The sequence below is a fragment of the Pedobacter sp. AC464 genome (assembly GCF_979253075.1).
In genome coordinates this window covers 1,127,084-1,153,588 of the sequence record NZ_CEEDBV010000002.1, presented here as the reverse complement: position 1 = coordinate 1,153,588, position 26,505 = coordinate 1,127,084, and the positions used below count along the sequence as shown (strand labels likewise).

29 protein-coding genes are annotated in these 26,505 nt (G+C 38.5%); all 29 read left to right on the top strand.

The genetic code is table 11. The features are described from left to right. The first annotated feature begins 123 nt into the window (after positions 1–123). Positions 124–1,005 (top strand): diacylglycerol/lipid kinase family protein, encoded by an 882-nt coding sequence (locus AC0IWT_RS15860; protein WP_235528480.1) that lies wholly within the window; start codon positions 124–126, stop codon positions 1,003–1,005. A gap of 14 nt (positions 1,006–1,019) precedes the next feature. Then, positions 1,020–1,370 (top strand): translation initiation factor, encoded by a 351-nt coding sequence (locus AC0IWT_RS15855; protein WP_471797892.1) that lies wholly within the window; start codon positions 1,020–1,022, stop codon positions 1,368–1,370. 177 nt (positions 1,371–1,547) lie between these two features. After that, entirely contained in the window at positions 1,548–3,143 is a 1,596-nt protein-coding gene (gene pckA / locus AC0IWT_RS15850) for a phosphoenolpyruvate carboxykinase (ATP) (RefSeq protein WP_471797891.1), read from the top strand. Positions 3,144–3,440: 297 nt separating this feature from the next. Continuing rightward, positions 3,441–4,271, top strand: coding sequence for a MotA/TolQ/ExbB proton channel family protein (locus AC0IWT_RS15845; RefSeq protein ID WP_056869341.1), 831 nt, complete (start codon positions 3,441–3,443; stop codon positions 4,269–4,271). Between the two features lie 78 nt (positions 4,272–4,349). After that, positions 4,350–4,967: a biopolymer transporter ExbD gene (locus tag AC0IWT_RS15840; RefSeq protein ID WP_056869342.1), complete on the top strand. Its 618-nt coding sequence runs from the start codon at positions 4,350–4,352 to the stop codon at positions 4,965–4,967. Positions 4,968–4,970: 3 nt separating this feature from the next. Further along, complete coding sequence (locus tag AC0IWT_RS15835) at positions 4,971–5,477, top strand: ExbD/TolR family protein (protein WP_056869343.1); 507 nt, start codon at positions 4,971–4,973, stop codon at positions 5,475–5,477. A gap of 18 nt (positions 5,478–5,495) precedes the next feature. Next, positions 5,496–6,311: an energy transducer TonB gene (locus AC0IWT_RS15830; protein WP_056869344.1), complete on the top strand. Its 816-nt coding sequence runs from the start codon at positions 5,496–5,498 to the stop codon at positions 6,309–6,311. A gap of 4 nt (positions 6,312–6,315) precedes the next feature. After that, the gene (locus AC0IWT_RS15825; protein ID WP_056869345.1) at positions 6,316–6,534 is read left to right on the top strand and encodes a hypothetical protein; all 219 of its coding nucleotides are present in this window, start codon (positions 6,316–6,318) and stop codon (positions 6,532–6,534) included. A 6-nt stretch (positions 6,535–6,540) separates the two neighbouring features. After that, positions 6,541–7,440: a PstS family phosphate ABC transporter substrate-binding protein gene (locus AC0IWT_RS15820; RefSeq protein ID WP_471797890.1), complete on the top strand. Its 900-nt coding sequence runs from the start codon at positions 6,541–6,543 to the stop codon at positions 7,438–7,440. Positions 7,441–7,554: 114 nt separating this feature from the next. Further along, complete coding sequence (locus AC0IWT_RS15815) at positions 7,555–9,270, top strand: tetratricopeptide repeat protein (RefSeq protein WP_471797889.1); 1,716 nt, start codon at positions 7,555–7,557, stop codon at positions 9,268–9,270. 83 nt (positions 9,271–9,353) lie between these two features. Next, positions 9,354–9,725 (top strand): NADH-quinone oxidoreductase subunit A, encoded by a 372-nt coding sequence (locus AC0IWT_RS15810; protein ID WP_056869348.1) that lies wholly within the window; start codon positions 9,354–9,356, stop codon positions 9,723–9,725. A gap of 181 nt (positions 9,726–9,906) precedes the next feature. Then, positions 9,907–10,449: an NADH-quinone oxidoreductase subunit B gene (locus tag AC0IWT_RS15805; RefSeq protein ID WP_056869349.1), complete on the top strand. Its 543-nt coding sequence runs from the start codon at positions 9,907–9,909 to the stop codon at positions 10,447–10,449. Further along, the gene (locus AC0IWT_RS15800; protein ID WP_471797888.1) at positions 10,449–10,949 is read left to right on the top strand and encodes an NADH-quinone oxidoreductase subunit C; all 501 of its coding nucleotides are present in this window, start codon (positions 10,449–10,451) and stop codon (positions 10,947–10,949) included. Before AC0IWT_RS15805 ends, AC0IWT_RS15800 begins: the two co-directional genes overlap by 1 nt. Positions 10,950–10,954: 5 nt before the next feature. Continuing rightward, the gene (locus AC0IWT_RS15795) at positions 10,955–12,169 is read left to right on the top strand and encodes an NADH-quinone oxidoreductase subunit D (RefSeq protein ID WP_471797887.1); all 1,215 of its coding nucleotides are present in this window, start codon (positions 10,955–10,957) and stop codon (positions 12,167–12,169) included. Next, positions 12,162–12,674, top strand: coding sequence for an NADH-quinone oxidoreductase subunit NuoE family protein (locus AC0IWT_RS15790; RefSeq protein ID WP_471797886.1), 513 nt, complete (start codon positions 12,162–12,164; stop codon positions 12,672–12,674). Before AC0IWT_RS15795 ends, AC0IWT_RS15790 begins: the two co-directional genes overlap by 8 nt. 80 nt (positions 12,675–12,754) lie before the next feature. Then, positions 12,755–14,122: an NADH-quinone oxidoreductase subunit NuoF gene (gene nuoF, locus AC0IWT_RS15785; RefSeq protein ID WP_471797885.1), complete on the top strand. Its 1,368-nt coding sequence runs from the start codon at positions 12,755–12,757 to the stop codon at positions 14,120–14,122. Between the two features lie 53 nt (positions 14,123–14,175). Further along, entirely contained in the window at positions 14,176–14,718 is a 543-nt protein-coding gene (locus AC0IWT_RS15780) for an ORF6N domain-containing protein (RefSeq protein WP_471797884.1), read from the top strand. A 79-nt stretch (positions 14,719–14,797) separates the two neighbouring features. Next, positions 14,798–15,808: an NADH-quinone oxidoreductase subunit G gene (locus AC0IWT_RS15775; RefSeq protein ID WP_471797883.1), complete on the top strand. Its 1,011-nt coding sequence runs from the start codon at positions 14,798–14,800 to the stop codon at positions 15,806–15,808. Continuing rightward, on the top strand, positions 15,808–16,845 hold the full coding sequence (gene nuoH, locus AC0IWT_RS15770; protein WP_056869355.1) for an NADH-quinone oxidoreductase subunit NuoH: 1,038 nt from the start codon (positions 15,808–15,810) through the stop codon (positions 16,843–16,845). The genes AC0IWT_RS15775 and nuoH overlap by 1 nt, the downstream gene beginning before the upstream one ends. A 2-nt stretch (positions 16,846–16,847) precedes the next feature. Next, positions 16,848–17,351 carry a NuoI/complex I 23 kDa subunit family protein gene (locus tag AC0IWT_RS15765; protein WP_231425464.1) on the top strand — a complete coding sequence of 168 codons (504 nt, stop codon included), beginning with the start codon at positions 16,848–16,850 and terminating at the stop codon, positions 17,349–17,351. A gap of 148 nt (positions 17,352–17,499) precedes the next feature. Next, positions 17,500–18,003 carry an NADH-quinone oxidoreductase subunit J family protein gene (locus AC0IWT_RS15760; RefSeq protein WP_471797882.1) on the top strand — a complete coding sequence of 168 codons (504 nt, stop codon included), beginning with the start codon at positions 17,500–17,502 and terminating at the stop codon, positions 18,001–18,003. Next, positions 18,003–18,332, top strand: coding sequence for an NADH-quinone oxidoreductase subunit NuoK (nuoK, locus tag AC0IWT_RS15755; RefSeq protein WP_010601897.1), 330 nt, complete (start codon positions 18,003–18,005; stop codon positions 18,330–18,332). The genes AC0IWT_RS15760 and nuoK overlap by 1 nt, the downstream gene beginning before the upstream one ends. 13 nt (positions 18,333–18,345) lie before the next feature. Next, entirely contained in the window at positions 18,346–20,247 is a 1,902-nt protein-coding gene (gene nuoL / locus AC0IWT_RS15750) for an NADH-quinone oxidoreductase subunit L (protein ID WP_471797881.1), read from the top strand. Positions 20,248–20,267: 20 nt separating this feature from the next. Continuing rightward, positions 20,268–21,731 (top strand): complex I subunit 4 family protein, encoded by a 1,464-nt coding sequence (locus AC0IWT_RS15745; protein ID WP_471797880.1) that lies wholly within the window; start codon positions 20,268–20,270, stop codon positions 21,729–21,731. A 3-nt stretch (positions 21,732–21,734) separates the two neighbouring features. After that, a complete protein-coding gene (locus tag AC0IWT_RS15740) occupies positions 21,735–23,108 on the top strand; it encodes an NADH-quinone oxidoreductase subunit N (RefSeq protein ID WP_471797879.1) in 1,374 nt (457 codons plus the stop codon). Positions 23,109–23,155: 47 nt separating this feature from the next. After that, the gene (locus AC0IWT_RS15735; RefSeq protein WP_056869361.1) at positions 23,156–23,812 is read left to right on the top strand and encodes a DedA family protein; all 657 of its coding nucleotides are present in this window, start codon (positions 23,156–23,158) and stop codon (positions 23,810–23,812) included. Between the two features lie 2 nt (positions 23,813–23,814). Continuing rightward, complete coding sequence (locus tag AC0IWT_RS15730; protein WP_056869362.1) at positions 23,815–24,366, top strand: inorganic diphosphatase; 552 nt, start codon at positions 23,815–23,817, stop codon at positions 24,364–24,366. Next, a complete protein-coding gene (locus AC0IWT_RS15725; protein ID WP_082491291.1) occupies positions 24,366–25,790 on the top strand; it encodes a hemolysin family protein in 1,425 nt (474 codons plus the stop codon). The genes AC0IWT_RS15730 and AC0IWT_RS15725 overlap by 1 nt, the downstream gene beginning before the upstream one ends. Before the next feature lie 8 nt (positions 25,791–25,798). Further along, positions 25,799–26,503 carry a 16S rRNA (uracil(1498)-N(3))-methyltransferase gene (locus AC0IWT_RS15720; protein ID WP_471797878.1) on the top strand — a complete coding sequence of 235 codons (705 nt, stop codon included), beginning with the start codon at positions 25,799–25,801 and terminating at the stop codon, positions 26,501–26,503. Positions 26,504–26,505 lie beyond the last annotated feature (2 nt).

Here is a 26,505-nt window from a genome sequence, read left to right as displayed (position 1 = left end):
GTGGTTGCAATCCCGTTTCTTAAAAAGAAACATCGCAAATCAATCCACTTTTAACGATGCAAAATTAGCATATTTTCTTTATTTCAAAAATTATAGATTATTTTGTGTCCTCATACTCAAGCTTTGCAAGTCAAAACAAATATTTTATTCGTAATTAACCCGATATCAGGAGGAAAGGCAAAGTTGCGAATCCCGACGCTTATTGATAAGTATTTGGACAAGGAAAGGTTTAATGCAAATTTTTTGTTGACAGAATATTCTGGCCATGCCACAGAGATTGTGGAAGAGGCGATTGCGAAAAATTTCGATGTTATTGTGGCTGCCGGCGGCGATGGAACTATAAATGAAGTAGCCTCGAAGGTTGTAGAACATGGAAAAATTCTGGGTATTTTGCCATTAGGTTCGGGTAACGGCCTGGCCAGGTTCCTAAACATACCACAAAATTTGAAGGAGGCCATTCTCCTGATTAATAAAATGAAAACTGATCGGATTGACTCGGCCACTTTTAACCATAAGTTTTTTTTTAACCTTGCAGGAGTTGGTTTTGATGCCCATTTAAGTTCTGCATTTTCGAAAGATAAGAAGCGTGGTTTAGCCGGTTACATTAAGCAGAGCCTTAAAGAAGTGTTTAGTTATAAAGACGAAGTTTATAACATAAATATCGATGGTGCAGATTATAACCGGAAAGCCTTCGCGGTTACCGTGGCAAATTCATCACAATATGGCAATAATGTTTACATTGCACCAGATGCCTCAGTTAAAGATGGCCTGCTGGATGTTTGCATTATAAAGCCCTTTTCGATACTAAAACTGCCTGTTTTAAGTTATGTTATGTTAAAAGGAACTGCCGAAAGTTCTGATATGATTGAGATTATCCGCGGACAAAAAATTACGATTTCGAGAACGAAGGATGGTCCTGTACATGTTGACGGCGAGCCGTTAAAAATGGGCAAGGAAATCGAAATCAGTATTAATCCGCTTTCCTTAGAAGTAATCGTGCCTTAAAAACACCCTAAAGTATGAAGTCAAAAAAAAATAATCTGAGCGATTTAGGTGGAATTATGTATTCTACAAATCCCGAATTTGAATATGAACAAGAAGTTGATAATACGGTTACCGCACCGAACCAACAGCAGGATTTAAGGGTAATGCTGGATAAAAAAAACCGCGGAGGTAAGGCTGTAACACTAATTACCGGTTTTAAGGGTAAAAACGAAGATTTGGAAAAACTCGGCAAAATGCTGAAAAATAAATGTGGCGTAGGGGGTTCGGTTAAAGATGGAGAAATCCTCATTCAGGGTGATGTTAGAGATAAGGTTATGCTGATTCTCCAAAAAGATGGTTTTAAAGCAAAAAAGGCAGGCGGGTAAACACTTACTTAGTGTATTTTTTAATATTTTTTAGTGCTGTTTTATTTTATTTAAACATCTGATTAAAAGCATTTTAAATCATAGTGTACAAGCTACAATATGTAAAAAAAGCGTTTAAAAAATTTCTTTCTTCGATAAAAATGTATTTACCTTTGCTCAACTAACTAACTTATTGTTATGAGCAAAATGGAACTGCAATCTCCGGATTTAAGCTACTTAAATCTACAGGATAGTTTATGCGTAAAATATCAGCTGTCTGCAGCCGAACTTGTAAAAGAAGCACTTCAAAATAATGAAGGCGTTTTAGCTTCTTCTGGTGCGCTGGCTGTTGATACCGGGAGATTTACCGGACGTTCACCTAAAGATCGGTTCATTGTTTGCGATGCAGAAACAGCAAGTAGCGTTTGGTGGGGCGATATAAATATCAAATTCGATACGGAGGATTTCGATAAGCTACAAACTAAAATGACATCTTATCTTCGGGATAAGGTAATGTACGTTAGAGACGCAAATGCTTGTGCAAATCCGGATTTTTCCATTTCAATAAGGGTTATCACCGAAACAGCTTATCAAAATCTTTTCTCTAATAATCTCTTTCTCAGGCCGGAGCAGGAAAGTTTAGGCGAAACTCCCGAATGGACGATTATTGCCGCACCAGGATTCTTTGCAAATCCGATTGTAGACGGCACAAGGCAGGAAAACTTTTCAATTATCAATTTCACAAAAAAGATGATTTTGATTGGCGGAACAGGCTATACAGGCGAAATTAAGAAAGGCATTTTTTCAGTCCTGAATTTTCTGTTACCCACCTATAAAGATACCCTTCCAATGCATTGCGCTGCAAACGTTGGGGTAGATGGCGATACGGCAATTTTCTTTGGGCTTTCGGGCACAGGAAAAACCACGCTTTCAGCTGATTCGCAACGGGCACTAATTGGAGATGATGAGCACGGTTGGGGCGATGATTCTGTGTTCAATTTTGAAGGAGGTTGCTACGCGAAGTGTATTGATTTAACGCTCGAGAAAGAGCCTCAGATTTACAAAGCCATAAAATTCGGCTCCTTATTGGAAAATATAAACTTCTATCCTGGAACTCAGAACGTAGATTTTACCAATGTCGAAAAAACTGAAAACACCCGGGTAGCTTATCCTTTAGAGTATATTGAAAATTCAGTTATTCCTTCCATTGCTTCAAACCCAAAAAATATATTCTTTTTAACTGCCGATGCCTTTGGTGTGCTTCCGCCAATATCGAAATTAACGCCAGAGCAAGCCATGTTTCATTTTATGAGTGGCTATACCGCTAAAGTGGCCGGCACCGAAGCTGGTATTACCGAGCCGCAATTAACCTTTTCGGCCTGCTTTGGTAAAGCGTTTATGCCTTTGCATCCATCAAAATATGCGAACCTGCTCGGTAAAAAGATAAAGGAAAACAACGTTAATGTATGGCTGGTAAATACCGGTTGGACAGGCGGACCATATGGTATAGGTAAACGGATGAAGCTGGACTATACCAGGGCAATGATTACCGCGGCACTAAACGGCGGTTTAGAACACCGCAATTATAAACAGCATCATGTATTTAAGTTAATGATGCCTTTACATTGCCCTAATGTTCCGAACGATATTTTAGACCCCTCTAAAACATGGAGCAACCCGGAAGAATACTTTTTAAAAGCCTACGAACTCAATGAAGCCTTCATCCAAAATTTCAAACAATTTGAAGCGGAGAAAACGCCCAATGTTGGGGAAGAAGCGTTAAAAATGTGTTAAATGTAGGTTTAAATGCATTTTTTAGTCGAAAAATTTGCAATTCGATTTTTTTTTAGTTTTTATTGTGAAAGAATTGCCTCCGGCTGAGGCAATTTTTTTGTTATATACCCAAGTGATAAGCGGAAAACTAAAAAGTTAAGTAACGATTTAATTGTTTATTGATTTATTAATTTGTAATTTAAAATCAATTTATAAATTTGTTTTCGCAACAAAATCAGATAAACTTACGTTGTGTGTATTACAAAAGAAAAAAACAGCTAAAAATTAAAACAAGAACTAAAACTAAAAATTAAAAAAATGGCAAACGCACCAAAACCAACAACTGTTAAAACTGAAAGCTCTTCAAGTGCATCAAATGTATTTGCAACATTTGTTATTCCTATTTGTATTATTATCGGATTTATTATCTGGAGATTCGTATTAGGTGCTTCTGATAACTTTATCGGAGGAGACAACAACAATTTACCATTACCTAACAACTACCCTGGAACAGCTTACAAAGGTGGTCCGATTGTAGCAATCTTAATTGGCTTAATGCTAGTTGTAATCGTATTCTCTATCGAACGTTTAATCGTTATTGGTAAAGCAAGCGGTAAATCAAGCTTAGATACTTTTATCGTTAAAGTTAAAGGTTTCTTAAACTCAGGTAACATCGAAGCTGCAAAAGCAGAATGCGATAAACAACAAGGTTCTGTTGCAGCTGTAATAAAATCAGGTTTAAAAAAATATAGCGAAGTTGAAGCAGACACGAATATGGATGTTGAGCAATCAATCGTTGCTATCCAAAAAGAAGTTGAAGAAGCAACTGCTTTAGAAATGCCAATGTTAGAGCAAAACTTAACTGTAATTGCAACTTTAGTATCAATCGGTACATTAATCGGTTTATTAGGTACAGTAACAGGTATGATTCGTGCATTCGCCGGTTTAGCTAACTCTGGTGCTCCAGATCAATCAGCATTAGCGGTAGGTATCTCTGAGGCATTAATTAACACGATGACTGGTATCGCTGTATCTACTTTGGCAATTATCATGTACAACGTATTAACTTCTAAAATTGACAAGTTAACTTATGCAATCGACGAAGCTGGTTTTAGCATCGTTCAAACATACGCTAGTTCTCATAAATAAGAATTTTGAAAAAATTTTTACCGGCTTTATGGAAAACCGGAAAAAAGATCATCATTATTAAAAAACTAGTAAAATATTATGCCTAGAATAAAAGTTAAAAGAACAAGTACAGTAACAGACATGACCGCCATGTGTGATGTGGCATCATTGTTACTTACTTTCTTCATTTTGACTGCTACGGCAAGACAACCAGAACCTTTAGCTGTTGCAACACCCTCATCTACGTATGAGTTTAAGGTGCCAGTAGAAAACAACGCAATTTTAACAATTGGACAAGGTAAGGTGTTCTTCGAAGTAGCAGGACAAAAAGTAAGAGCAAGAACATTGCAATTAATGGGCGAACAGTACAAGTTAACGTTCACCCCGGAGGAAGTTAATAGATTTTCAGGTCTTGCGAGTTTCGGTGTTCCGATTCAAAACCTGAAATCATTAATTGCCATGAACAGTGCTGACCGTATGAAACCTGGTGTTCAAACTGGTATTCCAGCAGATTCTTTAGATAACCAGTTAGATTCATGGGTTCTTAATGCTCGTAAAGCAACAAAAGAACTAAATAACCAGGATATGCGTATTAGTATCAAGGGCGATGCTAAGGAAGAATATCCTGTTGTGAAAAAAGTTATTGATGTACTTCAGAAACAAAAAGTGAATAAATTTTTGTTGGTAACAAACGCTGAAGCTAAAAAGAAGAAATAAGAAATGGCAGAATTAAACACAGGCGGGAAGAAAGCCACGCCAAGAGTCGATATGACTCCAATGGTTGATTTAATGTTTCTTTTGGTAACATTCTTTATCTTAACTACTGTAATCTCTACGCCACAGGCGATGGATATTACAAAACCAGATAAAAACGAAAAACTGCCGGAAAACAGACTTGAACTAAAGGCAACCAAAACTATGACTGTATTATTGGGTAAAAACAATAAAATAGCTTGGTACATGGGTGAGGCAGGTAAAAGTTCGCCGGTAATCGAATCATTTTCAGATATCGAAAAAACTATTGCGGAAAATAGAACTAAAGCAAACAATTCTGGCGTTGCCGGAGAGTTTACAGTTCTTGTAAAACCTACTACTGGTTCTACTTTCCAAAATTTTGTTGATATGATGGATGAACTAGAGATCATGAAAGTTAACTCTCGTCAAATCGATGATGATAACATCCTTGATAACGAAAAGGCTTTCATGAAGGAACAAGGAATTTTATAATTAATCAAATCAGGAATTATGTCGAAGTTAGATATATTTAGAAAAGAATGGCTGGAAGTCGTTTTTGCTGATAAAAATAAAGCTTACGGTGCTTACCAATTGCGTAAAGGTAGTGCTGGCAATACAACAAAGGCCCTTTTATATGGCTCCATTGTATTCTTGGTTTTGTTCTTCTCACCAAAAATCTACAGTCTTATTAAAGGCGCTATTCCGGAGGAGGAACAGTTAAAGGCGCAGGAGGTTGTGTTGAACACGCCACCACCTGTTGATCCGAAAACACCTCCGCCACCACCGGTAGAGCCACCGCCACCAAAAGTGGATCAGGTAAAAATGCCACCTCCGATTGTAAAACCGGATATCGAAGTTCAGGATGAACCACCTACAGTTGAAAAATTGAAAGAGGCAGATCCAGGACAAAAAGATATCAAAGGTGACCCAACGGCTGATATCGTTATCGCTGAACCAGTTGGTGAAGGACCTAAAAAAGAAGCTGCTGTTGCAGTAGATGATAACAAAGTTTACGATTTTGTTAGTATTGAAAAGGTTCCGGAATTTCCGGGCGGTATGGCTAAGTTTTATTCGTTTTTGCAGAAAACAATGAAATATCCGCCAATGGCTCAGGAAAATAACGTTCAGGGTAAAGTTTATTTATCTTTCGTTGTGGAGCGTAATGGCGAACTTACCGATATCGTGGTAACCCGCGGTTTAGGTAGCGGTACCGACGAGGAAGCAAAACGTGTACTAAAAGCTAGTCCGCGTTGGGTTCCAGGTATTCAAAATGGTAAACCAGTTCGTGTTAAATACAACATCAACATTAACTTTGCACTACAATAGTAAAATGTTAAATTTTGATATTTTTAAGCAAAAATCGCCTAAACAGCGGTTTTTGCTCATTTTAGGCCTTATCATGTTTGTTTTCTATTTGGCAATTGGCCTGGCCTGTATTTTCTGGGCAGAGCTGCCGCTAAACATTGGCCGGCCTTACAAGATAGGCATTGGAATATTTTTAATTATTTATGCTTTTGTTAGATTACTAAGCCTGGGTAGGCGTGATTAATTATTAATGAGAAACATCCTTTTGTTATTTATTGCGTTGTCTTTTTTCTCCTGCAAACGCAAGGAGAAAAAAGATGGTATCGAAGAAACCCGAACCAGCGGAACCCTCAAAATTTTGGTGGATGAAAGCGTTGGGCCTATTGTACAACAAGAGATTGACATCTTCAAAATCGATTATCCTAAGGCTACATTTTTAACTACGTTTAAACCTGAGCTAAAACTATTGCCTGCGTTTTTAAACGATACGGCGAGGGTGATTGTGCTTCCAAGAATGCTTACCAAAGCAGAAGAGAAATATTATAAACAAAGAAACATTAAAATCAACACATCCAGGTTTGCTGTTGATGGTATTGCTTTAATTACAAATAAAGGCAATAATGACAGCACAATCAACGTTAAAGATGTTGTTGATATATTAAAGGGAAAAGGAACGGGGAAACAGTTGGTTTTTGATAACGCTTATTCTAGCACATTTCAGTATTTTATGCAATTGGCTAATATCAGTCAATTTCCTGCAAAAGATGTTTTTTCGAAGAACTCTAGCAATGAAGTTATAAAACTTATTGCGCAAGATAAAAACTTTATAGGTATTTTAGGCGTAAATTGGATTTCTGACAAAAACCCGGAACTGCTCAAATATCAGGACAAAATTACAGTATTAGGCGTTAAAAATGTTAAAGGAAAGCCTGGCGATGACAAATATTACCAGCCAACTCAAACAAACCTGATTAATGGTGACTATCCGTTTTTAAGGAACATAAATATCATCGATTGCGAGGGAAGAGATGGTTTAGGCACGGGGTTTGCAGTATGGTTAAGGAGTCAGCGTGGACAACTCATCGTACTGAAATCTGCATTGGCCCCTCATAAGTTAATGCCGAGAGAATTGAATATAACTAAAAAATAATAAATTGAACCACGATTGCAGACAGCAATCAATTACAAAAAACAAGAAAAATCAGATGAAGGTTGCATGGCTTATGTAAACTTTATAACCATTAAAAAAACATATTAAAGAACTATGAAAATTTCAAAGAAAGCAATAACCTTAAATGTAGGTTTAGTGTTGATGGGTTCTGCAGTTTTTGCTCAAAGTTTAACCGACGCGAAAAAAGCGATTGATGCTGAACAATATCAAAAAGCATCATCTATGCTTAAAACATTAACAACCTCCCAAGCGTCTAATGGTGATAATTTTTATAACCTTGGCTTGGTTTATTTAAAAACCGGTTACATCGATTCAGCTAGAGTCGTTTTTAATAAAGGTGTAGCAGCAGATGCAAAGAATGCATCAAATTATGCTGGTTTAGGCGAGGCAGATTTGTTGTCTAACAACCCTACCTCAGCTAAAACTAATTTCGATAAAGCTATTGCAGCTGCCCCGAAAGACTATAAAACTTATTTAGCAATTGGTAAAGCCTACTTAGCTCAGGACAAACCTGGCGATGTAGCTTCGAAACCAGACTTTGCGAATGCAATTGCAAACTTAACTAAAGCGGACGAATTAGACGCTAAGGATAAAGATGCTGAAGTGTTTATTGGTCTTGGCGATGCATACGCATTACAAAAGAAAAATTCTGAAGCCATCGGTCCTTATTTCCGTGTTGGTGATATAGATCCAACAAACAGAAGAGCGACAACCCAGGTTGGTAAGATGTATAAAGAATCGCGTGCATTCCAAGAAGGTGAAGATGAGTTGAAAAAAGTTATCGCCGCTGACCCAAATTATGGACCTGCTTACCGCGAATTAGGGGAGCTATATTTACAGTGGAGTAGCTTCGGAACAGATAAAGAAAAGGCAGCTAAAGGGGTAGAATTTTATAAAAAATACCTTGATTTAACTGATAAATCTTTAGAATCTCAGTTGCGTTACATGCAGTTTTTATTCTATGCAAAAGATTTCCCGGCTTTAGAACAAGTTGCATCATCTATTCAGGTTCCTGCAAACAACCCTAAAGCACCTATCGTTTCCAGGCTGAAAGGTTGGTCTGCCTATGAGAATAAAAACTATCCTCAGGCATTAACCAACATGACCGAATATTTTGCTAAACAAAAAGATACTACTCAGCTTTTAGGTTTCGATTACCTGTATTTAGGTAAAGCACAATTAAAAGCTGGTCAGGATAGCTTAGCTTTAATTAACATTACCAAAGCAGTAGCTAAAGATTCATCGAACACTGATGCATTAGCAGAAGTTGCGAAAACATTCTTCGATGCTAAAAAGTATGCTAAATCTGCTGCTATTTACGATAAAGTTATCGCTGCTAGTCCGAATGGTAAAGGTGTTTTATATAGCTATTTTTATGATGGTTTAGCCTATTACTTCGAGTACGCTACACAGTATTCAGCAAAAAAGAATCCTTCAAAAGATTTATTGGTAAAAGCAGATTCTTCAATTGCGAAGGTTGCTCAATTGGCTCCTGAAACAACTGATGCGTACTTATACAGAGCCAGGATAAATAACCTTTTAGATGATGATAAAGCGCCTAAAGGTTTAGCGATTCCGTTTTTTGAAACTTTCGTTCAGAAAGTAACTGAAAAGCCTGAGTTGGTTACTGCTAATGCAAAAAAATTATCAGAAGCATATGATAACTTAGGTGGATATTACTTCAACAGTGATAAAGCAAAAGCTAAAGATTATTTTGATAAAAGTGTAGCTGTATATCCAAGCGGAACGTTTGCTGCTGCAAAATTGAAAGAATTAGCTGCACCAGCTCCAAAAGGAAAAGGGAAATAATAGCTAAGGTTAAATAATTTAGAAAAGGCAGAGTTTTGTTACTCTGCCTTTTTCTTTTACTTTTGCATCAGAAATTACAGATTATGCAGACACAAAGCACATCAATAGATTTTTTACCCATTATTTTCCAGGTTATCGTTGCACTAGGTTTTGTGGTAACCACCTTGGTTGCAACGCACTTTTTAGGCCCTAAGCGTAAAACATTAGATAAGCTTGAAACGTTTGAGGCCGGAGTTAAATCGGTCGGTAACGCCCGCCAGCCTTTTTCAATTAAATATTTCGTGGTAGCCATCTTGTTTGTATTATTTGATGTTGAAGTTATTTTTATGTACCCCTGGGCAGTTAATTTCAGGGCATTGAAAATGGATGGCATGATTGAAATGTTCATTTTTATGGGAACATTACTACTTGGCTTTATCTATGTTATCAAGAAAAAAGTATTAGACTGGAACTAGATTTCTATAACACTAAAATATTCACACAGTGGTTTTTGGTGGGTAAACATGCAGCTCAGAATCCAAAACCGCATCTAATTTAGAAAGGTTCTAAATCAGGTTAAGCTACTTTAATTGCCTTTAAAATATTGTAAATTTGTTGCTCATTCTGCAAAGGGATGAGCATTTTTTGTTTATAAACATGAGTGAAATTAATATAGTTGATGCGCCTCCAGGAACCGAAGGTCCTGGGTACTTTGCTACTTCATTAGATAAAGTGATTGGTTTGGCTCGTTCAAATTCATTATGGCCGCTGCCGTTCGCTACTTCTTGTTGTGGAATTGAGTTTATGGCAACCATGGGTTCTCACTACGATTTAGGTCGTTTTGGAGCCGAACGCTTAAGTTTTTCTCCCCGTCAGGCAGATGTTTTAATGGTAATGGGCACCATTGCTAAAAAAATGGCACCCGTATTAAAACAAGTTTATATCCAGATGGCCGAGCCGCGTTGGGTAATGGCAGTTGGCGCCTGTGCGAGTAGTGGAGGTATTTTTGATACTTACTCTGTTTTGCAAGGCATTGATGAAGTTATTCCTGTAGACGTTTACGTTCCGGGTTGCCCGCCGAGACCAGAAGCGATTCTGGATGGTTTTCAACGCATTCAGGATTTGGTTAAAAATGAATCTGGCAGGAGACGAAATTCAGATTATTATAGAGACCTTTTAGGGCAATACGGCATTAAATAATGGAAGAAACAACGCTGAATAACACCATATACGTTAAACTGACAGAAAAGTTTGGCGAAAAAGTTACCGCCGTTTCTGAACCTTATGGTTTGCTAACCTTCGTAACCTATAAAGATGTTATCGTAAATGTGCTTTCACATCTAAAAGAAGAATTAAAGTTCAACTTCCTTACTGATATAACAGCAGTTCACTATCCGGGTAAAGAACATGGTATTGCTGTGGTTTACCATCTGCATAACATGGTAGAGAAGGTAAGAGTTAGAATAAAGGTTTTCATTTCTGAACAAAACCCAACCATACCAACGGCTACAGTGGTTTGGAAAGGTGCAAACTGGATGGAGCGTGAAACCTATGATTTGTTTGGAGTTAAATTTGAAGGTCACCCAGATTTGCGCCGTATTTTAAATATGGATGATTTAGGAGTGCACCCGATGTTGAAACAATATCCATTGGAAGACCCGAACAGAGTTGATAAAAAAGACGAATTTTTTGGAAGGTAATTTATATGAATCATAACCATCCGGTATTTACAGATAACGACCCGCAAAGTGAGCTCGTAACCTTAAATTTAGGTCCGACACACCCTGCAACCCACGGCGTTTTTCAAAACGTTTTGCAACTAGATGGCGAGCGTATTGTAAGCGGCGTTTCTACCATTGGGTATATCCACAGAGCTTTTGAAAAAATTGCCGAGCACCGCCCTTTTTATCAGATTACCCCATTAACCGACCGTTTAAACTATTGTTCGTCGCCTATAAATAATATGGGCTGGCACATGACGGTTGAAAAATTGTTAAATATCCAGATGCCAAAACGTGTAGATTACCTTCGCGTTATTGTAATGGAGCTTTCACGAATAGCCGACCACATTATCTGCAATACGATTATCGGTCAGGATACCGGGGCAACGACAACATTCCTTTACCTTTTTCAGTTTCGTGAACATATTTACGAAATATTTGAGGAGGTTTGCGGTGCCCGCCTAACTACAAATATTGGTCGTATCGGCGGTTTTGAAAGAGATTTCAATGAGATTGCCTTCGCGAAAATTGATAAATTTTTAAAAGAATTTCCGGTAGCTTTAAAAGAGTTTGAAAACCTTTTAACGCGTAACCGTATATTCATTGACAGAACAGCTGGTGTTGCAGAAGTTAGTCAGGAAGCTGCTTTAGAATACAGCTGGACTGGCCCATTGTTGCGTGCTACGGGTATCGATTATGATGTACGTGTAAGCGACCCATACTCGTCTTACCAGGATTTTGATTTTGAGGTTCCGGTTGGCACAAGTGGCGATATTTATGATAGATATTTAGTGCGCAACGAGGAAATGTGGCAAAGTTTGCGCATTATCGAACAAGCTATAGTAAAGTTAAAAACAGAGCCAAAAGGCATTTTCCATGCGGATGTGCCTGAGTTTTATCTTCCTCCAAAACAAGAAGTTTACAATAACATGGAAGCTTTAATTTACCACTTTAAAATTGTGATGGGTGAAATTGATGCGCCGAAAGCAGAAGTCTATCATGCTGTGGAAGGTGGAAACGGAGAATTAGGCTTCTATCTAATCAATGATGGTGGCCGTACGCCTTATCGTTTGCACTTCCGCAGGCCAAGTTTTGTAAATTACCAAATGTTTGCACCAATGAGCGAAGGCATGTTGCTGTCTGATGCCATTATAAACATGAGTAGTATGAATATTATTGCAGGAGAATTAGATGCTTAAAGTAGAAGAACAAACACCTGTAGTGTTCTCATCAGAATTGCTTGCCAAATTTGATGATGTTAAAAGCCGTTATCCCGAAGGCAAACATAAATCAGCACTGTTGCCATTATTACACCTGGTACAGGCAGAATATCTTTGGGTAAGTACACCTGCAATGGATAGAGTTGCTGAATATTTAAATATCCAGCCCATTGAAGTTTATGAAGTAGCAACTTTTTACACAATGTACTTTTTAAAACCTCAGGGGAAATATGCTCTTGAAGTTTGTAGAACAGGCCCTTGTTGCCTGGTTGGTGCCGAAAAAATATTAGACCACTTGGAAAGTAAACTAGGTGTTAAAGAAGGCGAAGTTACGGCCGATGGATTATTCAGCTTTAGAGGAGTTGAATGTTTAGCCGCCTGCGGCTTTGGTCCGGTTTTACAAATTAGCCCCGACTATACTTTTTACGAAAACCTAACTACAGAAAGTGTAGATAAATTGATTGAAGATTTGAAAAACAAATAAGATTTGAGAAACCAGATTTGAGCGTTGAGATTGGGCAATTGCCGTACATCTTATTGCTCACATCTCATATCTAAAAATAAATGAGCCGCAAATTATTACTTGAGCATATAAACGTACCAGGCATCAACACACTTGATGTCTATCGCCAAAAAGGTGGTTATCGTGCCGTGGAAAAAGCGCTTAAAACTTTAACACCTGAAGAGATTGTTGAAGAAGTTAAGAAATCGGGCTTACGTGGCCGCGGTGGTGCGGGTTTCCCAACGGGAATGAAATGGAGTTTCCTGGCTAAACCAGAGGGTGTTGCACGCTATCTGGTTTGTAATGCTGACGAATCGGAACCGGGTACTTTTAAAGACCGTTATTTGATGACGTACATTCCCCATGCATTGATTGAGGGAATGATTGTTTCGAGTTTCGCTTTGGGCGCAGAAGTTTCGTATATCTACGTTCGTGGAGAGATGATGCCTCAAATCCGTATTCTGGAGAAAGCAATTGCAGAGGCGAAAGCTGCCGGATGGCTGGGTAGAAATATTTTGGGAACAGGTTACGATTTGGAACTCTATGTTCAGCCGGGAGGCGGCGCCTATATTTGTGGCGAAGAAACCGCCCTGTTAGAATCGCTTGAAGGTAAAAGAGGTAATCCAAGGATTAAACCTCCGTTCCCTGCAATTGCTGGCTTATATGGTTGCCCAACAGTGGTAAATAACGTAGAGTCTATTGCGGCGGTTGTGCCGATTATTAATGATGGTGGCGAAGAGTACGCTAAAATTGGCATCGGCAGAAGCACAGGTACTAAATTAATATCAGCTTCTGGAAATTTAGTGAAGCCAGGCGTTTATGAAATTGAATTAGGCTTGCCGGTTGAAGAATTCATTTATTCTGACGAATACTGCGGAGGTATTGCAAACGGAAAACGTTTAAAAGCAACGGTGGCAGGCGGTTCTTCGGTTCCGGTTTTGCCAGCAAACTTAACTTTGAAACTAGCCAATGGCGAACCCCGGTTAATGAGCTACGAATCTTTATCTGAAGGTGGTTTCGCTACCGGAACAATGATGGGTTCTGGCGGTTTTATCGCTTTTGATGAAGACCAATGTATTGTGCGCAATACCTGGAATTTCTCTCGTTTCTATCATCACGAAAGTTGCGGACAATGTTCGCCTTGCCGCGAAGGAACCGGATGGATGGAAAAGGTGTTGCACAAAATCGAGCATGGACACGGCTCTATGGAAGATGTAGATTTACTTTGGGATATTCAACGTAAAATCGAAGGAAATACAATTTGTCCCTTAGGTGATGCGGCTGCATGGCCGGTTGCCAGTGCAATTCGTCACTTTAGAGATGAGTTTGAGTGGCACATTAAAGAGCCGGTTAAAAGCCAGCAACAAAACTATGGTTTGGCAAATTATGCTAATCCGATAGAAAAGGCTCCGGTAGCAGAAGAGGGATAAAAGTTCAAAGATTGCAAATTGAAAAGTAAAAATTAAGCAACGAGTATATGTAAATGGATAAACTGATATCACCTGAAATTATCCCCAACGAAGTAATAGTTAAAAAGATATATCTTTTTAGAGGAGTAAAGGTGATGTTGGATTCTGATTTGGCTGAACTCTTTGGTGTTGAGACTAGACACTTAAAACAGCAAGTTAGACGAAATATAGAGCGTTTTCCAGAGAACTTTATGTTTGAGTTAACTAATGAGGAAAACGAGGTTCTAAGATCACAATCTGTGATCTTAGAACAGGGAAAATACTCAAAATACCTACCTTTCGCTTTTAGCGAACATGGTGTATTGCAATTGTCAAACGTTTTGAAAAGTAAACGGGCGATAGAAGTTAGTATTAAAATTATAGATGTGTTTGTTGAACTTAGGAAAATGGTTTTAAGCAATACAGAAATAAGATTAGAAGTAGAAAAGATAAAAAAGAAGGTGGATAATCAGAATAAAAACATCGAAGTGATATTTAGGTATTTTGATCAGCTACTGGAACAGAAAGCGCAGCCAACGAAGGAAATTGGCTACAAGATTTCGAAACAGAAAAAATAGTATTGAGATTGCCTGCGTTAGGCAGCCTTCTTGCCTCGCAATGACGGCAAGAGCATAAAAAATAAGATTATCAATAACCATGAGTGAAAAAGTTAAGGTTACGATAGATGGGATAACAGTAGAGGTTGATAACGGAACAACGATCCTAAATGCTGCGAGGCAAATTGGAGGCGATATCGTTCCGCCGGCTATGTGCTATTATTCTAAGTTAGAAGGCAGTGGTGGAAAGTGCCGTACCTGTATTGTTAAGGTAACAAAAGGTTCGGAAAAAGACCCACGGCCAATGCCAAAATTGGTTGCTTCTTGCCGTACAACAGTAATGGATGGTATGGAAGTGCTTAACATTACTTCGCCCGAAGTTTTAGAGGCGCGTGCAGGGGTAGTGGAAATTCTATTGATTAACCACCCGTTGGATTGTCCTGTTTGCGACCAGGCAGGAGAATGTGATTTGCAAAATTTAGGTTATGAACACGGTTTGCAGAAAACGCGTTATGAATTTGAGCGCCGTACGTTTGATCGAATTGATATAGGTGATAAAATCCAGTTGCACATGAATCGCTGTATTTTGTGTTACCGTTGCGTTTTCACTGCCGATCAGATTACTAACAAACGTGTTCATGGCATTTTAAACCGTGGCGATCATTCTGAGATTTCAACTTACATCCAACAAGCTGTTGATAACGATTTCTCAGGAAACGTAATTGATGTTTGTCCGGTTGGCGCTTTAACGGATAAAACTTTCCGTTTCAAAAACCGCGTTTGGTTTACAAAGCCGGTTGATGCTCATCGCAACTGCGACCACGAAAAGTGCAATGGAAAGGTTACGCTTTGGTATAAAGGGGAGAATGTACTCCGCGTTACCGCTCGTAAAGACCAATTTGGCGAGGTAGAAGAATTTATCTGTAACACCTGCCGTTTTGATAAGAAGGCAACTTCAGATTGGACAATTGAACATCCAACGCACATTGATGATACGTCGGTGATTGCATCGAACCATTACGAAACATTAAGGCCACTTCCTGTAATAAAACCAAACGCAGCTTTGCAGGCAGCCAACGAAATTGAGTTACATAAAACAGTAAAATACTAATGGATATAGCTTTTATCATAGAAAAATTTATTCTGGTAGCGGTAATTTTCGGTATCAGTTTGGTAATTGCCATGTATTCTACCTACGCAGAACGTAAGGTTGCAGCATATCTTCAAGATCGTTTAGGTCCGGATAGAGCTGGGCCTTTTGGTATTTTACAACCACTGGCTGATGGAGTTAAAATGTTCATGAAAGAAGAAATTATTCCGACCACATCGAACAAATGGTTATTTATTGTTGGGCCAGGTTTAGCTTTACTTTGTGCCTGTATCGGTACAGCGGTTATTCCATGGGGCAGCCCGATGGTTATTGGCGATAAAGTTGTTCCATTGCAGGTTTCCGATATTAACGTAGGTGTTTTGTACATTTTCGGTGTAGTTTCGTTAGGTGTTTATGGTGTAATGATTGGCGGCTGGGCTTCAAATAATAAGTATTCATTGTTAAGTGCTATTCGTGCGGCATCACAAAATATTAGTTATGAAATCGCAATGGGATTATCCATCATCGCTTTGCTTTTAATGACAAACACCTTAAGCTTAAAAACCATTGTTGAGCAACAACATGGCTGGCATTGGAATGTGCTCTATCAACCCTTAGGGTTTTTAATCTTCATGGTTTGTTCTTTTGCTGAAACCAACCGTGCACCGTTCGATTTGCCAGAATGTGAAACAGAGCTAATTGGTGGTTATCATACGGAGTATTCATCAATGAAATTAGGCTTTTACCTTTTTGCCGAATACATCAACATGTTTGTTTCATCAGCAGTTATGGCAACCTTATACTTTGGTGGTTATAACTACCCAGGTATGGATTATATGGCTACTTTACTTGGGCCAACCTGGGCACCTTTATTTGGAACGGCTATTTTGTTTGCTAAAATATTCTTCTTCATCTTTTTCTTTATGTGGGTACGGTGGACAATACCTCGTTTCCGCTATGACCAATTGATGAACTTAGGTTGGAAAGGTTTAATACCTTTGGCAATTGCTAATATTATAATAACTGGGGTTGTGATTGCGATTATTGAGAAGTTTTAACTATGGAATCATTAAGTAATAAGAAAAAAGTACTGGAACAAAAGCCTTTAAGCTTTATGGAGCGTATGTACCTTCCTGCAATTGCAAAGGGAATGGGCATTACCATCAGCCACTTATTCAAAAAGGAGGCTACAGTAAGATACCCGGAAGTTGAAAGAGAATTCTCTGCAAATTTTAGAGGTATGCACTCACTTAAACGTGATGAGAATGGAAAAGAGCGTTGTACCGCCTGTGGTTTATGCGCCTTATCTTGCCCTGCTGAAGCCATCACAATGATTGCAGCAGAACGCAAGCCGGAGGAGAAAGATTTATATCGCGAAGAGAAATATGCAGCAACTTACGAAATCAATATGTTGCGTTGCATTTTCTGTGGCTTATGCGAAGAGGCTTGTCCGAAAGAAGCAATTTATTTAGATGGGCCAATTGTACCGGCCGATTATTTACGTAAGGATTTTATTTACGGTAAAGATAAATTAGTGGAAGCTCCGTTGGAGATGAAAAAATAAAGCCTCATTTGTATTTTCACAAATGAATTACAAATGAAGTTAACCATCGTCATTGCGGGGAACGAAGCAATCCTAATGCGATAGACGTTAAATAAATAAGCTTGCTTCTTGCCTTGCAATTGCCGGCATACAAACAAATATTAAATTAATGAGTACACAAGTATTCTATTTCGTAGCCACATTAAGTATCATCTTTTCGCTGATGGTGATTTTTGCAAAAAATCCGATCCACAGCGTTTTGTACTTAATCCTTACTTTCTTCACATTTACAGTTCATTACGTACTGTTAAATGCGCAATTTTTAGCTGTGGTAAACTTCATTGTTTACATGGGTGCCATTATGGTTTTATTTTTATTTGTGCTCATGCTCCTAAACTTAAATAAGGAAACTGAGCCGGTAAAATCACCATTAATTAAAATTGTGGGGGTAATTGCAGGCTGTTGTTTAGTGGTAACCTTGGTGGGTTCTTTCAAAGCAGCAACCATTACCAGTCCGTTAATTTTAAAAAACCCGGGCTTAGGTTTGGTAGAAAACCTGGGTAAAGAACTTTTTGGCCCATTCTTATTACCATTCGAATTATCATCTCTGTTACTGTTGGCAGCAATGGTAGGAGCCGTTTTATTATCTAAAAGAGATGAGGTAGAAGCATAATGGAAAATCTAACTACACAAATGGCAGGCGTTCCGCTAAATCACTACATCTATTTATGTGCAATAATTTTCACAATTGGTGTAATCGGCGTATTAACCCGCAGAAATGCAATCGTAATTTTCATGTCGGTAGAGTTAATGTTGAATGCAGTTAACCTGCTTTTAACCGCTTTCTCCGTGCACAGTAATGACCCATCAGGGCAGGTTTTTGTATTCTTTATTATGGCCCTTGCCGCTGCAGAAGTTGCGGTTGGTTTGGCGATTATTGTTATGGTATACAGAAATACAAAATCGATAGATATTAATGTTTTAAATCGCCTTAAGTGGTAAATATATATTAAGAATGACAATAGAACAATTGATTTGGTTGGTTCCTTTACTCCCTTTTTTAGGTTTTGTAATTAACGGACTGGGCAGAAAATCTTTATCTAAAGGACTTGTTGGCATCATTGGAAGTGGCGTAATATTAGCCTCTTTCATAATCAGCGTAGTTATTTTCTTTAGTTTACAAGGCGATACACAAAAATCTCACGAGGTAGTTTTATTTGATTGGATTAGCGCAGGAACATTGCACATTCCTTTATCATTCCTGGTTGATCCACTCAGCGCAATCATGCTACTGATTATTACTGGAATAGGTTTCCTGATTCATTTATATTCTACCAGTTATATGCACGATGATGAAGGATTCGGGAAATTCTTTTCCTACCTAAACCTGTTCGTGTTCTTTATGCTATTGTTAGTTCTGGGTTCAAACTACATCGTCATGTTTATCGGTTGGGAAGGTGTAGGTTTATGCTCGTACTTATTAATTGGCTTTTGGTACACTAATACTGCATACGCCTCGGCGGCAAAAAAGGCTTTCGTAATGAATCGTATTGGCGATTTAGGTTTTTTGCTAGGCGTGTTCTTAATTTTCAATTTCTTCGGAAGTGTAGAGTTCTCTAAAATCTTTCCTCAGGCGGCAAATATGCTACCCGGTAACAGTACGCTTGTATTAATTACCATCTTATTATTTATAGGTGCCTGCGGTAAATCAGCACAATTGCCATTATTTACCTGGTTGCCTGATGCGATGGCAGGGCCAACACCGGTTTCAGCGTTAATTCACGCGGCAACAATGGTAACGGCAGGAATTTATATGATTGCCCGTTCCAGCGTGTTATTCGATTTAGCGCCGCTAACACAGCATATTATTGCAATTGTAGGTATTACCACTGCGTTAGTTGCGGCTATTATTGCATTAACACAGACTGATATTAAAAAGGTATTGGCTTATTCAACGGTATCTCAATTAGGATATATGTTTTTAGGCCTTGGTGTTGGCGCTTATACTGGTTCATTCTTCCACGTATTAACACACGCATTCTTTAAAGCCTTATTATTCTTGGGCGCAGGCTCGGTTATTCATGCCATGCACCATGAGCAAGATATGCGCCACATGGGCGGGTTGAGGAAAAAACTTCCGGTAACTTTTTTAACCATGATGATTGGTACGATTGCAATTGCAGGTTTACCTCCCTTTTCAGGATTTTTCTCAAAAGACGAGATTTTGGCAAATGCATTTCAATACAGTCCTATTCTTTGGGGTATCGGCGTTTTCACCGCATTTTTAACCTCTTTTTATATGTTTAGAATGATGTTCCTAACTTTCTCAGGTAAGTATAGGGGAACACATCATGCAGAAAGTCACGTACATGAATCGCCAAAAGCGATGACCATTCCATTAATAATTTTAGCAATTTTGGCTGCAATTGGCGGAGCCATCAACATTCCCCACGTTTTTGGTGGAAATGAATGGTTGGCGCATTGGTTAACCGGTGCTGGCGTTGCACAACACGAATTGGCCTTAAGTCATTCAACAGAATTTACGTTAATGGGCGTTTCCGTTGTGGCCGCTATTATAGCGTTGCTTTATGCTTACGCCAGATATGTGAAAGGCGCCCGTGTGCCTGTAGCAGATGAGGCAAATCGTTCTGCACTCGCGAAATTATCATACAATAAATTCTATCTGGATGAAATTTACGATTTCATCATCACTAAACCTTTAGATGCCTTTTCGAGATTCTTCTACAGAATTATCGACACTAAATTCATCGATGGAATAGTGAATGGTTTAGGTTGGAGTACAAACGAGGCAAGTAAGGGCGTTCGTTTATTACAAAGTGGAAACGTAGGTTTCTATATATTTATGATGGTAGCCGGTATCATCGCATTGCTTGCTTATACATTTTATTACATCTAAAAAGGGTTCAAAAATAAATAATGGAACAACTTTTACTACTCATATTTCTTCCACTTGCAGGTGCTATAATTACAGCGTTTGCGGGCAAGTCGGCTAAAATCGTCTCTACCGTTTTTTCGGTAATTTCATTAGGATTGACTTTATTTATAGCCGGCGCTTTTATTCCAAACGCCAGCACACAATTCGAGGCAAACTTACCATGGATTGCCGATTTAGGCATACGTTTTCACGCAGGTATCGATGGTATAAGTATGCTCGTGGTTTTGCTAACCAATTTGCTTATTCCAATTATAATTTTATCAAGCTATAAACACGAATATAAAAACCCGGCAGCCTTTTACGCACTAATATTATTTATGCAGGCAGGCTTGTTACTGGTTTTTACAGCTATGGATGCATTCTTGTTCTACATAGGTTGGGAAGCTGCATTAATTCCAATATATTTCATTTGCGCATTTTGGGGTGGAAAAGACAGAATTCGCATCAACATGAAATTCTTCGTTTACACGATTGCAGGTTCGTTGTTTATGTTAATGGGCATAATTTATTTATACCTGCAGAATCCTGCCCATAATTTTGATATTCAGGCATTTTATGCTTTAAATTTAGATAGTGCACAACAAGGCTGGATTTTTTGGGCTTTCTTCATTGCTTTCGCAATTAAGATGCCGATTTTTCCTTTCCACACCTGGCAGCCTGATACCTATACAGCAGCACCAACTCAGGGAACAATGTTGTTGTCGGGTATCATGTTAAAAATGGGTATTTATGGTGTTATCAGATGGTTGTTGCCTATTGTTCCAACGGGTGTTCAGGACTGGTCTGCATTAGCCATGGTTCTCTCTATCATTGGAATTGTATATGCATCACTTATCGCATTTACTCAGAAGGATGCGAAACGTTTGGTGGCTTATTCCTCTATTGCTCACGTTGGGTTAATCTCAGCAGGTATATTTGCATTAAACCAACAAGGCTTACAGGGTGCGATGGTGCAAATGTTAAGTCACGGGATTAATGTAGTTGGCTTATTCTTCGTTTTAGACATCGTATTTTCACGTACTAAAACCAACAAAATTGAAGAATTGGGCGGCATTGCCAAAGTTGCCCCGCAACTTGCAATCGCCTTTCTTATTATCGTTTTAGGAACAGTGGCTTTACCGGGTACAAATGGTTTTATCGGTGAGTTTTTATTGTTAATGGGCGTTTACAACTACGGCATATGGGCGGCAGCAATTGCCGGCTTAACCATCATCTTCGGCGCAGTGTATATGTTGCGTATGTACCAAAACGTAATGCTTGGCAAAACGAACGAGGTAACGATTACCTTTACCGATCTTCAGGGAACTGAGAAATTGGTGCTTTATATCATTTGCGCCTTAATCATCATTTTGGGCGTATACCCAAAACCATTATTGCATTTAACAGAGGCATCTGTACAACATCTTTTAGAACAGGTAAATCAAAAATTAACATCAGTAAAATAAGCAATGAATATTATAATAACCATTAGTATAACAGCTTTTATTGTACTTTATGCAGGTTTGTTTAAAGCAAAGAAAGCATTATTGCCGCTTACTGTTGTTGGCTTACTTACCGCTTTAGGCTTCACGGCCACAGCATGGAATGGTAATGCCATTCATTTCGGTATGATGCAAACTGACAATTTTGCGCTGGCATTTTCGGCTGTTTGTATTGTCGGAACGCTTTTGATCTTCCTGTTAACTCAAAACTATTTCCACGCAAAAAGCGATAACATTGCAGAATACTATACATTAATTCTTTTCGCCCTGGCGGGAATGATTATGATGGTATCTTACAAAAACATGGCGATGTTGTTTGTTGGGCTGGAAATTATGTCGGTAAGCTTGTATATTCTTGCAGGTATCCGTAAAAAGGATTTCGCTTCAAACGAGGCATCCTTAAAGTATTTTTTGATGGGCGCTTTTTCAACAGGTTTCCTTTTGTTCGGAATTACTCTAATTTATGGCGCTACAGGTTCTTTTGACTTGGCAAAAATCCAGGCTTACTTAATAGATAACAGTAAATCGATCTCACCAATTTTTTATCCGGGTGTAATCCTGATGATGATTGGTTTGTGCTTTAAGGTTGGTGCTGCGCCATTCCATTTCTGGACCCCGGATGTGTACGAAGGTGCTCCAACGTTAATCACGACGTTCATGAGTACTGTAGTAAAAACTGCGGGCTTTGCTGCATTTTTGAGGCTTTTCGCCGGGGCCTTCGAGCCACTTCACGATTTTTGGGTTACGCCGCTGATTGTTATTGTTTGCCTAACCCTGTTTATTGGAAACGTTACCGCGTTATTTCAAAAGAACTTCAAAAGGATGCTGGCTTATTCGAGTATTTCTCACGCCGGGTACCTGCTGTTCTCATTGGTTGTTACAGGCGCAAATTCTCAAAATAATGTATTAGTTTATGCAGCTGCTTACACTTTTGCTTCAATCATTGCATTCGCGGTTTTAATTCTGGTTAAACAGAAAACCGGAAACGACAGCTTTGAAAGTTTCAACGGTTTAGGAAAGAAAAATCCTTTAGTCGCATTGTCGTTAACAATTGCAATGCTATCATTAGCTGGTATTCCGCTAACTGCTGGTTTTATCGGTAAATATTTAATGTTTCTGAACGTGATGGGTGAGTACCATACCATCTTAGTCGCATTTGCAATTTTAAATGCGTTGGTAGGTTTTTACTATTATTTTAAGGTAATCGTGGCCGTTTGGTTTAAAGATGGCGCCGAAACAGAACTTTCTGCACCTGCTCAATACAAAGTGGTTCTGGCTGTTTCCGTAGCAATCACATTGATTTTGGGTATCTATCCTGCAATCATTTTAAACCTTATCTAGGTATGCACTTCTTAGATAATTATTTGTAGTTTTACGAATAATCGAATATGCAAGATTTTTGGAATAACCTGCATCATCTAATTGATCCCGAGAAATTATTGAGGGAGGGCGGTTTCTATCTTGTCGTATTTGTAATCTATGCAGAAACGGGTCTGTTCTTTGGCTTTTTTCTTCCAGGCGACTATTTATTGTTTTTAGCGGGAATGTTCGTGGCAACAGGCAAACTTGATGTAAATATTGCAGTACTACTAGCTGGCCTTTGCGTTGCAGCAATTTCTGGAAACTTTACCGGTTATTGGTTTGGCCGTAGAACCGGTCCTTTATTGTATACCAGAAAAGATAGTTTCTTCTTTAAAAAGAAATATTTAAAAGCCGCCGAAGAATATTACAATAAGCAAGGTGCGTTCGCCTTGATTATGGGCAGGTTTGTGCCGATAGTTAGAACTTTTGCACCAATTTTTGCGGGTGTAGTGAAATTAGATTTCAAACGATTTGCTTTTTACAATGTTGTAGGGGGAGTACTTTGGATTTGTTCGCTCACTTTATTAGGCTATTTTTTGGGCCGGCGGTTTGAAAAACAGATAAACGAGTACTTATTATATATTATTATTGGGTTTATACTTATCACAACTATCCCTTTATTGATTACCTTTGTAAAAAGCAAAGTAAAAAGCCCCGAAGAGGAAAAGACAGATTTAAATTAAAAATGGCAAAAGACGATCACCACGCATGGCATAGCGTATCTCCTGGTAAAAATGTACCAGAAATTGTAAACGCAATTATTGAAATTCCAAAAGGCTCAAAAGCCAAATATGAAATAGACAAAGAATCTGGTTTAATTAAATTAGACAGGGTTCTTTTTTCATCCGTTATGTATCCAGCTAACTATGGTTTCATTCCACAAACTTATTGTGATGATAAAGATCCCTTAGATATTTTAGTGCTTTGTTCAGTAGACGTTTTCCCGATGACTTTGATCGAAGCAAAAGTTGTTGGCGTAATGCACATGGTTGATAATGGTGAACAAGATGATAAAATCATCGCCGTTGCGGCACACGATATGTCCGTAAATTACATTAATGATTTGGACGAATTACCTCCACATCAAATGAAAGAAATTGTTCGTTTCTTTCAAGATTACAAAGCATTGGAAGAGAAAAACGTTACCATCGAACATTTACTCGGTGTTCGTTATGCTCATAAAGTAATTAAAGAAAGCATAGAACTTTATAATACCACATTTAGAGAATTAGCTTAATGGATTTACCCACGGTCTGTTTGTTTTTTAATTTCGAATTAAGTACAATACTGCCAACAAATGTCGTTTTAGTTGCACTGCAAGAACCTGATACCGCAAGCGTTGGTTGGCGACTATTCCTGGCACTCTTTCTGGTATTATTGAATGGATTTTTTGTTGCAGCAGAGTTTGCAATTGTAAAGGTTCGTGCCTCACAAATAGAAATAAAAGCAAAATCTGGCAGCCGTGTTGGTAAAATGGCAAAAGGCATTATCCATAACTTAGATGGATACCTTGCCGCTACACAGCTTGGTATAACGCTTGCATCACTTGGTTTAGGTTGGGTTGGTGAAGGCGTTATGCATACCATTTTTAAAAATCTTTTCGATAGCCTGCATTGGGGTTTTAGCGATGCCTTTATCCATTCTGCATCAACGGTGGTTGCATTTTCGGTAATTACGATTATGCATATCGTGTTCGGAGAACTGGCGCCAAAATCATTTGCAATACAAAGGCCTGTGGCTACAACTCTGTTTGTGTCTGTCCCATTGCAAATATTTTATGTTGTATTTAAGCCGTTCATCTGGACATTAAATAGTCTTGCAGCCATTATTTTAAAACCATTTGGCATTGATACTTCGGGTGGCCACGAGTCTTTACACAGTACCGAGGAACTTCAATACCTGTTGGATCAGGGTAAAGAAAGTGGTGCCTTAGACAATAACGAGCACGAATTAATTAAGAATGTTTTCGATTTTAATGAGCGTGTTGTCAAAAACATCATGGTTCCAAGAACCAAAATTTCAGGAATCGAATTAACCTCAGCCAAAGAGGAAGTTATTGATACCATTATAAAAGAAGGTTATTCCCGCCTTCCCGTTTATGATGAGATTATGGATAAAATTGTTGGTATTATTCATGCCAAAGATATCCTGCCATTAGTAGCCGCGGGCAACCAGCATTGGACTTTAAAAGACATCATCCGTAAACCATATTTTGTAACTGAAACAAAAAAGATCAACGATTTGATGAGCGAGCTACAAAGTAACCGCATTCAAATCGCAATTGTTTTAGATGAGTTTGGCGGTACCGCAGGTATGGTTACGCTTGAAGATATTGTGGAAGAACTTGTTGGTGAAATTCAGGATGAATACGACGAAGAAAAACCACTTGTAGAGAAAATATCAGACAATGAATTTATCGTAAATGCATTTGCAACCGTTTATGATGTAAATGAGCACTTACCACACGATTTACCTGAAGATGAAGATTTCGATACGATTGGCGGCTTGGTTTCTCACGTATTCGAGCGCATTCCTGAAGTTGGAGAAAGCAATGAATCTTACGGCTATCTGTTCACCATTCTTAAAAAAACCGAGCAGAATATCGAAACAATTAAATTAGAATTGGTCATCAATAAAGGGGATATGGTTGATAATCACTAATTTCAACTATGCATATTTTTTATACTCCAGATATAACCGAGAATACCTATACCCTTAACGAAGAAGAAAGTAAGCATTGCGTCCGGGTGTTGCGGCTTCCGGTTGGTTCGCTGGTAAATCTCGTAGATGGTAAAGGTGGATTTTACACGGCTGAAATTACATCTGACAACCCGAAAAAGGTAAGCTTAGCTGTTTTGAATGTCGAAGAAGCGTATCAAAAACGCAATCATTACCTGCACATTGCTGTAGCACCAACAAAAAATATCGATAGAATAGAGTGGTTTTTAGAAAAGGCCACCGAACTCGGCATTGACGAAATTACACCAATAATTTCTGATAGATCTGAACGCAGAATTGTTAAAGAAGACAGGTTAAACAAGGTTATCACTGCTGCAGTTAAGCAATCCATTAAAGCTTATCACCCAAAACTGAATGATGCAATCTCCTATGATTCATTTCTAAAAATGCCTTTTGATGGAGATAAGTTAATTGCCCACTGCATCGATAACGGTGAAAAAAAATACATTTCTGATTTAGTACGACCACGTGAAAGATATTTAATTCTTATTGGCCCCGAGGGAGATTTTACACCTGACGAAGTTAATTTAGCTTTGAATAAAGGCTTTAAAGCTTTAACTTTAGGAGAAAACAGGTTGCGTACCGAAACCGCTGCGCTGGCAACTTGTTTTGAAATCAATTACCTTAACCGATAAAT